This is a genomic window from Brevundimonas sp. (assembly GCF_032107865.1).
GTDB lineage: Bacteria > Pseudomonadota > Alphaproteobacteria > Caulobacterales > Caulobacteraceae > Brevundimonas.
Genome location: NZ_DAMCNG010000133.1, coordinates 1 through 7607, shown reverse-complemented (window position 1 = coordinate 7607; position 7607 = coordinate 1). Strand labels below are relative to the sequence as shown.

Annotated in this window: 6 protein-coding genes and 1 pseudogene; 3 read left to right on the top strand and 4 right to left on the bottom strand. The window is 67.5% G+C overall.

Features of this window, described 5'->3' with window-relative positions; translation table 11 throughout:
* Nucleotides 1–375, top strand: a pseudogene (locus tag RT567_RS11300) (SAM-dependent methyltransferase); the annotation flags it as partial.
* Nucleotides 376–393: 18 nt separating this feature from the next.
* Here RT567_RS11300 and RT567_RS11295 read toward each other — a convergent pair.
* The 4 genes from RT567_RS11295 to RT567_RS11280 are packed head-to-tail and all read right to left on the bottom strand — an operon-like array spanning nucleotide 394 to nucleotide 3337.
* Nucleotides 394–576 (bottom strand): Flp family type IVb pilin, encoded by a 183-nt coding sequence (locus RT567_RS11295; RefSeq protein WP_313576459.1) that lies wholly within the window; start codon nucleotides 574–576, stop codon nucleotides 394–396.
* 27 nt (nucleotides 577–603) lie between these two features.
* Nucleotides 604–1020: a (deoxy)nucleoside triphosphate pyrophosphohydrolase gene (locus RT567_RS11290; RefSeq protein WP_087139129.1), complete on the bottom strand. Its 417-nt coding sequence runs from the start codon at nucleotides 1018–1020 to the stop codon at nucleotides 604–606.
* Nucleotides 1017–2399: a bifunctional glutamate N-acetyltransferase/amino-acid acetyltransferase ArgJ gene (gene argJ / locus RT567_RS11285; protein WP_313576458.1), complete on the bottom strand. Its 1383-nt coding sequence runs from the start codon at nucleotides 2397–2399 to the stop codon at nucleotides 1017–1019. The genes RT567_RS11290 and argJ overlap by 4 nt, the downstream gene beginning before the upstream one ends.
* Nucleotides 2396–3337 (bottom strand): peptidylprolyl isomerase, encoded by a 942-nt coding sequence (locus RT567_RS11280; protein WP_313576457.1) that lies wholly within the window; start codon nucleotides 3335–3337, stop codon nucleotides 2396–2398. Before RT567_RS11280 ends, argJ begins: the two co-directional genes overlap by 4 nt.
* 276 nt (nucleotides 3338–3613) lie before the next feature.
* Here RT567_RS11280 and secA point away from each other — a divergent pair, with 276 nt between their 5' ends.
* Together secA and RT567_RS11270 are read left to right on the top strand one after the other, a co-directional pair.
* Nucleotides 3614–6466 (top strand): preprotein translocase subunit SecA, encoded by a 2853-nt coding sequence (gene secA, locus RT567_RS11275; RefSeq protein WP_313576456.1) that lies wholly within the window; start codon nucleotides 3614–3616, stop codon nucleotides 6464–6466.
* Between the two features lie 83 nt (nucleotides 6467–6549).
* Nucleotides 6550–7607: class V aminotransferase (locus tag RT567_RS11270; protein WP_313576455.1), on the top strand; the 1058-nt coding region annotated here is incomplete at its 3' end.

The following is a 7607-nucleotide window of genomic DNA, read 5'->3' as shown; positions in this document are numbered from 1 at the left end:
TTCGCCGACGGTTTCGACGGAGCGGCCCTGCTGCAACGGGCCGGGTTCGCCCTGCCGGTGACGGACGTGGACCGGGTGACGGTGCGCTATGGCGATCCCTTCGCCCTGATGCGCGACCTGCGCGCCATGGGCGAGACCAATGTGCTGGCCGGGCCGATTCGACCGCTCAGCCGCCCCGTGCTGGCCCGCGCGGCCCAGCTCTACGCCGAGCGCCACGCCGAGGCGGACGGGCGCATCCCCGCCACCTTCGAGATGGTGCATCTGGCCGGATGGGCGCCGCACGACAGCCAGCAGAAGCCCGCCAGACGCGGCTCGGCCAAGACCCGCCTGGCCGACGCCCTGGGCGTTCGGGAGCAGACCGGCGAAGAGGGCTGACGCCCGCCGTCCTTGGGTCTAGCCCCCGCTGATGGCGGCGCTGATATTCGTGGAGATGTAGTCATACATGGCCGTCGACCGCGCCGCGAATGCGGCCACGGCGCCGATGATGACCAGGAAGATCAGGGCGCAGATCAGGCCGTATTCAATGGCCGTGGCGCCGCCTTCGTCGCGGTGGAACCGGCAGATGAAACCCTTCACGCCCGGCCCTCCCCTGTCGTCGGCCTGTCAGAGCAGATCGCGCAGCCAGGCGATCAGCGGTTCATCGGCCGGAGGCATGGGATAGGCCGACAGCTTGTCCGGCTTCACCCAGGCCAGACCCGCGTGCTCGCGCGCCTCGACCACGCCGGACCAGCGCCGGCACAGGTAGAGTGGCATCAACAGGTGAAAGGATTCGTAAGCGTGACTGGTAAACACGAAGGGGGCCAAGCAGGCCTCTTTCACGTCGATTCCCAGTTCTTCCTTCAGCTCGCGGATCAGAGCGGCCTCGGGCCGCTCGCCCGGCTCGACCTTGCCGCCGGGAAACTCCCACAGGCCCGCCAGTTGCTTGCCCTCGGGCCGTTTGGCGATCAGCACGCGGCCGTCCGGGTCGATCAGGGCGACGGCGACGACCAGGACGGTGGGAACGGCGGGCGTCTCGCTCACGAGCGGTAGTCCCCGTTGATCTCGATGTAGCGCTTGGTCAGATCGCAGGTCCACACCGTGGCCGAAGCCCGGCCCGAGGCGACATGAACGGTGATGTCGATCTCGGCGTTCTTCATATAGGCGCTCATGACCGCCTCGTCGTAGGTCGGCGACGGCGCGCCGTCAACGGCCGCGACGTGCGGGCCGAAGCGGATGGCCAGACGGTCGCGATCGACCGCCTCCTCCGTCTTGCCCACGGCCATGACGATGCGGCCCCAGTTGGCGTCCTCGCCGGCGATGGCGGTCTTGACCAGGGGGCTGTCGGCGATCGACTTGGCCAGTTTGCGCGCCGAGGCGGGCGAAGCGGCGCCCTCGACCGTCACCTTGACGAACTTGGTCGCGCCCTCGCCGTCCTTCACCAGCTGATGCGCCAGGTCGAGCATGACGTCGTCCAGCGCGGCCGAGAATTCCTTCAGGCGGCGGTCGCCGACGCGGCCGATGCGCGGCGCGCCGGACGCGCCCGTGGCGAACAGCAGCGCCGTGTCGTTGGTCGAGGTGTCGCCGTCCACCGTCACGCTGTTGAAGGTGGTGCGGACGTGCAGGTTCAGCAGGGCCTTCAGCACCGGCGGGGCGATGTCGGCGTCGGTGACGATGAAGGCCAGCATGGTCGCCATGTCCGGCGCGATCATGCCCGAACCCTTGGCGATGCCGGCGATGCGGACCTTGACGCCTTCGATCTCGCACTCGGCGTATGATCCCTTGGGGAAGGTGTCCGTGGTCATGATGCCCAGACCGGCCTGCGCCCAGGCGTCGGCCTTCAGACCGGCTTCGACCTCGGGCAGGCGGGCGGTGATCTTCTTGTCGTCCAGCACCACGCCGATGACGCCGGTCGAGGCCAGCATGACGTCGCGCTGGCGACAGTCGAAGCGTTTGGCGACCTCCGAGGCCGTGCGGCGCGCGGCGTCGGCGCCCGCCTTGCCGGTGAAGGCGTTGGCGCAGCCGGCGTTGACGACCAGGGCCTTCACCCCTTCGCCGCCCTTGTCGGCGTCCAGATGACGCTTGCACCAGTCGACCGGCGCCGAGCCGACCTTGTGCCGAGTGAAGACGCCCGCGCAGGACGCGCCCTCGGGGAAGCGGAAGACCACAAGGTCGTCGCGCTCATGCTTGTAGAAGCCCGCGCGGGGGGTGGCGATCTCGACCCCGCCGATCGGCGGAATCGCCGGGAAGGGCACGGCCAGCGGCGAGATCATCAGGCCCGGCTTGCCCGGCGCGGCGGCGACCGCCTGGGCGGCGGATTGCGTCGCGCGCTTCAGGGCCGAGGCCAGCGGATCGAGCGCCTTCTCAATGGCCGTTTCGATCATCTTGCCGGTCGAGGCGGACTTGGCGGGCGGCTGGCTCATGAGGGGTTTCCGGCGGAAGAAGCGGACGTTTTCTGGGCCGCAGGCGGAGCTGCGGACTCAACGGGGGCGGATGGCGGAGCCGTCTTGGCCCCGTCCAGGGTGATCTCGACCTCGGCCTGGCCGCGAAGCTGCTCCAGCAACTGGCGGACGCCTTCATAGGTCAGATAGCGCACGATCTGAGGCCGCGCCTGCTCCAGCGTCGGCGGGGTTTCGACGCGGCGATCCTCGACCTTGAGCACGGCCCAGCCGGTCTCGGTCTGGATCGGGCCGACGACCGCGCCCGGCGTCTGGCCCTGCAGGGCGGCGGCGTAGGGACCGGGCAGAACGTCCAGCGTGGAATAGCCCAGGTCGCCGCCGGAATAGCGGGTGGCGTCGTCAATGGAGCGTTGGGCGGCGACGGCCTCGAAGGCCGCCCCCTGGCCCAGAACGCCCAGGACGGCGTCGGCCTGTTCCTTGGTCGGCGCCAGAATCAGGCGCACTCGCACCTCTTCGGTGGCGCGGGCCAGACGCTGTTGCTCGGCGTAGAGGCGTTCGACCGCCTGTTCGGACACGGCGCCGGACACCACCTTCTCGACCAGCATGTCGCCCAGGATGCGTTCGCGCACGGCCTGCAGGCGGCGCTGGGCGGCAGGGCTGGAATCGAGACCGCGTCGCTCGGCCTCGGCGGCCAGCAGCTTCTGATCGACCACTTCGTCCATCACCCGACGGAACAGCTCGGATGAGGCGTCCAGAGGATCGTCCTCGCCGATCAGCCCCTGCGCCACAGCCTCGCGACGCACGTCCGAGGCCCAGACGGCGCGATCGTTGACCCTGGCCACGACGCGGTCGTTCTTTTCCGGTGCGGCCTCGTCGCCGCCGCGCCCGCAGGCGGCGACGCCCAGCGCCAGCCCGACGACGGCGACCAGAAACAGGCTGTGGAGGGGACGCGGCGCTCGCATCGGACGCTCCGGGCAAGGGTCTGTGGACAGGCCGTCGAAACGGACATTCGCGCCTGAAACACGCCGCCTTAAAAAGGCCCTCGCGTTGACAGGGATAAGGGCGGTGCTTAAGTCCCGCCTGCGCCCAAGTCGAGGGGTTTTCGATCGTCTGCGCGGCCCTTCGCGCGCCCTCATCTGCAGGGAAGGCCCGGGGCCGGCGTGATCGCGGCCCTCCGACCGGGTGAAACTGTCTTTCTCAGAGCCTTCAGCCGCTCGACCGCCTGACCCGGATCGCCCATGCTCGGCTTCGCCAAGAAATTTCTCGGTTCCTCCAACGACCGCAAGGTCAAGGCCTTCATGGGCCAGGTCGATAAGATCAACGCCCTTGAATCCAAGTTCGAGGCCTTCTCGGACGACGAACTGCGCATGATGACGCAGACGTTCCGCGACCGCATCGAGGCCGGCGAGAGCCTGGACAAGCTGCAGAATGAGGCTTTCGCCGTGGTGCGCGAAGCCTCCAAGCGCGTGCTGGGTCAGCGTCAGTACGACGTGCAGATGACCGGCGGCATGATCCTGCATGAAGGCGGCATCGCCGAAATGCGCACCGGCGAGGGCAAGACCCTGGTCGCCGTGGCCCCGGTCTATCTGAACGCCCTGGCGGGCAAGGGCGTCCACGTCGTCACCGTCAACGACTATCTGGCCCGCCGCGATGCGGAACAGATGGGCAGGGTCTACCGCTTCCTGGGTCTTGAGGTCGGCGTCATCGTCAACGGCCTGTCGCAGGGCCAGCGCCAGATGGCCTACAACGCCGACATCACCTACGGCACCAACAACGAATTCGGCTTCGACTACCTGCGCGACAACCTGGTCTATGACCGTCGCGAGATGGTGCAGCGCGGCCACCACTTCGCCATCGTCGATGAAGTCGACTCCATCCTGATCGACGAGGCGCGCACGCCGCTGATCATCTCGGGCCCGACCGAGGACCGTTCGGATCTCTACAAGGTGCTGGACGCCCTGGTGAAGGAACTGGTCAAGGACAAGGACACCTACGACCTCGACGAGAAGCAGCGCCAGGCCCTGCTGACCGAGCTGGGCTCGGAGCGGATGGAGCAGATGCTTCAGGACGCCGGCCACTTCGCCGAGGACACCGTCGACCTGTACGACCCGGCCAACGTCAGCCTGGTCCACCACACCAACCAGGCCCTGCGCGCCAACACGCTTTACACGCGCGACAAGGACTACATCATCAAGGACGGCGAGATCGTCCTGATCGATGAATACACCGGCCGCATGATGACGGGCCGTCGCCTGTCCGAAGGTCTTCACCAGGCCATCGAGGCCAAGGAAGACGTCAAGATCATGCCCGAGAACCAGACCCTGGCCTCGGTGACCATCCAGAACTATTTCCGCCTCTACGAAAAGCTGTCCGGCATGACCGGCACGGCCGCGACCGAGGCCCAGGAATTCCTCGACATCTACAAGATGGACGTCCTGGAAGTGCCGACCAACCGTCCGATCCAGCGCAAGGATTACGACGACGAGGTCTATCGCACCTTCAAGGAAAAGAACGCCGCCATCGCCGCCCAGATCGCGGAATGCCACGTTCGCGGCCAGCCGATCCTGGTCGGCACCGTCTCGATCGAGAACTCCGAAGAGCTGTCGGAAGTCCTGAAGACCTACAACTACAAGGTCGAGCGTTCGCGCACCCTCAAGCCCGAATACGCGGGCCGCGAGAAGGAAGCGCAGAAGGTCGGCGACGCCGCCTATGACATCGAATACGCCACCGGCCACGGCATTCCGCACAACGTCCTGAACGCGCGCCAGCACGAGCAGGAAGCCTATATCGTCGCTGACGCCGGTCTGCCGGGCGCCGTGACCATCGCCACCAACATGGCCGGCCGCGGCACCGACATTCAGCTGGGCGGCAACCTGGAGATGCGCATCCAGCGCTGGACCCAGGAACAGCGCAACATGGCCGTCGCCGTGACGCCGGAAGACCTTGAGGCCAAGGAAGCCGAGTTCAAGGCCGAGATCGCCGCCGCCAAGGAACAGGCCATGGCCGCCGGCGGCCTGTTCGTCCTGGGCACCGAGCGCCACGAGAGCCGCCGCATCGACAACCAACTGCGCGGCCGCACCGGCCGTCAGGGCGACCCCGGCACCTCGAAATTCTACCTGTCGTGCGAAGACGACCTGCTGCGCATCTTCGCCGGCGACCGCCTGGACGGCATCATGAAGTCCTTCGGCGTGGCCGAGGGCGAGGCCATCAGCCACCCCTGGCTGAACCGCGCCGTCGAAACCGCCCAGAAGCGCGTCGAAGCCCGCAACTACGACATGCGCAAGAACGTGCTGAAGTACGACGACGTCGTGAACGACCAGCGCAAGGCCGTGTTCGAACAGCGCCAGGAGTTCATGGACTCCGAAGACCTGTCGGAACTGGTCGGCGACTTCCGCAACGATGCGATCAATGACCTGGTCGAACGCTATATGCCGCCCAAGGCCTATGCCGAGCAGTGGGACATCGACGGTCTGGACGAGAAGGTGAAGTCCACCCTCGGCCTGGAACTGCCGCTGCATGACTGGGCCGCCGAGGAAGGCGTCTCCAACGAGGAGATCGAGGAACGCATCCTCGCCGCCGCCGACGTGCGCGCCGCCGAACGTCTGGAGCTGATCGGCGCCGATCAGACGCGCGGCCTCGAAAAGCAGTTCATGCTGCAGATGATCGACATGCAGTGGCGCGAGCACCTGGTCCATCTGGACCACCTGCGCGGCGTCATCGGCCTGCGCGGCTACGGCCAGCGCGACCCGCTGAACGAATACAAGACCGAAGCCTTCAACCTGTTCGAGACGCTGCTGCACGACCTGCGCCACAACGTCACGCGCTGGCTGATGACGGTCGAGTTCCAGTTCCAGGCGCCCCCGGCGATGGAGATGCCCGAGTTCCAGGAAATCCACCTGAATCCCGGCACCGGCGAGAACGAGATGCTGAACCCGATGGCCCAGAATCCGGAAGGCCAGCTGACCGGCGACGACCGCTCCAAGCTGCCCGTCGAGGCCCTGCCCATCGGCTGGGAGCGCACCAGCCGCAACGGCGACTGCCCCTGCGGCTCGGGTCGCAAGTTCAAGCACTGCCATGGTAGTTTGATCTAAAAATAATGAGGCGGGTTCGCGAAGGCGGCCCGCCTTTTTCTTTGGCCGGTGACGCCGCTCGCGGCGCGGGTTAGCGTAGCGTCATGAACTACAAGCCCCTGTTCTCACGCGCGCTCGGCCTCGATCCGGAACGCCTGCATTTCGCCGCCCACAGCCACCACCTGTGGCCCGATGTCAGCTTCGACGGCCAGGTCCAGGCCTGGGCCGAGGCCAACCGCTTCGCCGACCGCAAATGGGATCTGGTGTTCGGCGAGGTCATTCCCGAGGCGCAAGCGCATGTCGCCAGGGAACTGGGCCTGCCCTCGCCCGACAGCCTGATCTTCGCGCCCAATACCCACGAGATTCTGCTGCGCATCGTCTCGGCGGTCGACAAGGCGCCGGTGCGTATCCTGGCCACCGACGGCGAGTTCCACTCCTTCCGCCGCCAGTCGGAACGCTGGGAGGAGGCCGGTCAGGCCGTCGTCACCCGCGTACCCCTGGCCCCGTTCGCGACCTTCGCCGACCGCTTCGTCGCGGCGGCCCGGGCGGGCGGGCACGATCTGATCTTCGTCAGCCAGGTCTTCTTCCGCACCGGCGGTCTGTTCGAGCGCATCGCCGAGCTGGCGGAACTGGCCGACCCGGCGGGACCGTGGGTGGTGGTCGACGGCTATCACGGCTTCATGGCCACGCCGACCGATCTGTCGGCCGTGGCGGACAGGATCTTCTATCTGGCGGGCGGCTATAAATACGCCATGGCGGGCGAAGGCGCCTGCTTCCTGCACGCCCCGCCCGGCTTCGGCTCGCGCCCGGTCGTGACCGGCTGGTTCGCCGAGTTCGGCCATCTGGAGGGTCCGCCCGGCGGCGTCCAGTACCGCACCGACGGCGGCCGCTTCTGGGGCGCCACCTTCGACGCCAGCGCCCTTTACCGCTTCAACGCCGTGCGCCGGATGCTGGACCAGCACGGCCTGACCACGGCGATGATCGCCGACCACGCGCGCGGCCTTCAAGCCCGGTTCCAGACGGCGATCCGTTCGAACGCAGCCGGAGCGCTGGCTCAGGCCGAGATCCTGAACCCGGTCGAGGGGACGGCGCCGCGCGCCCGCTTCCTGGCCCTGCGCCACGCCGACGCCCCGCGCTGGAAGGCGGCCCTGCAGGAGATGAA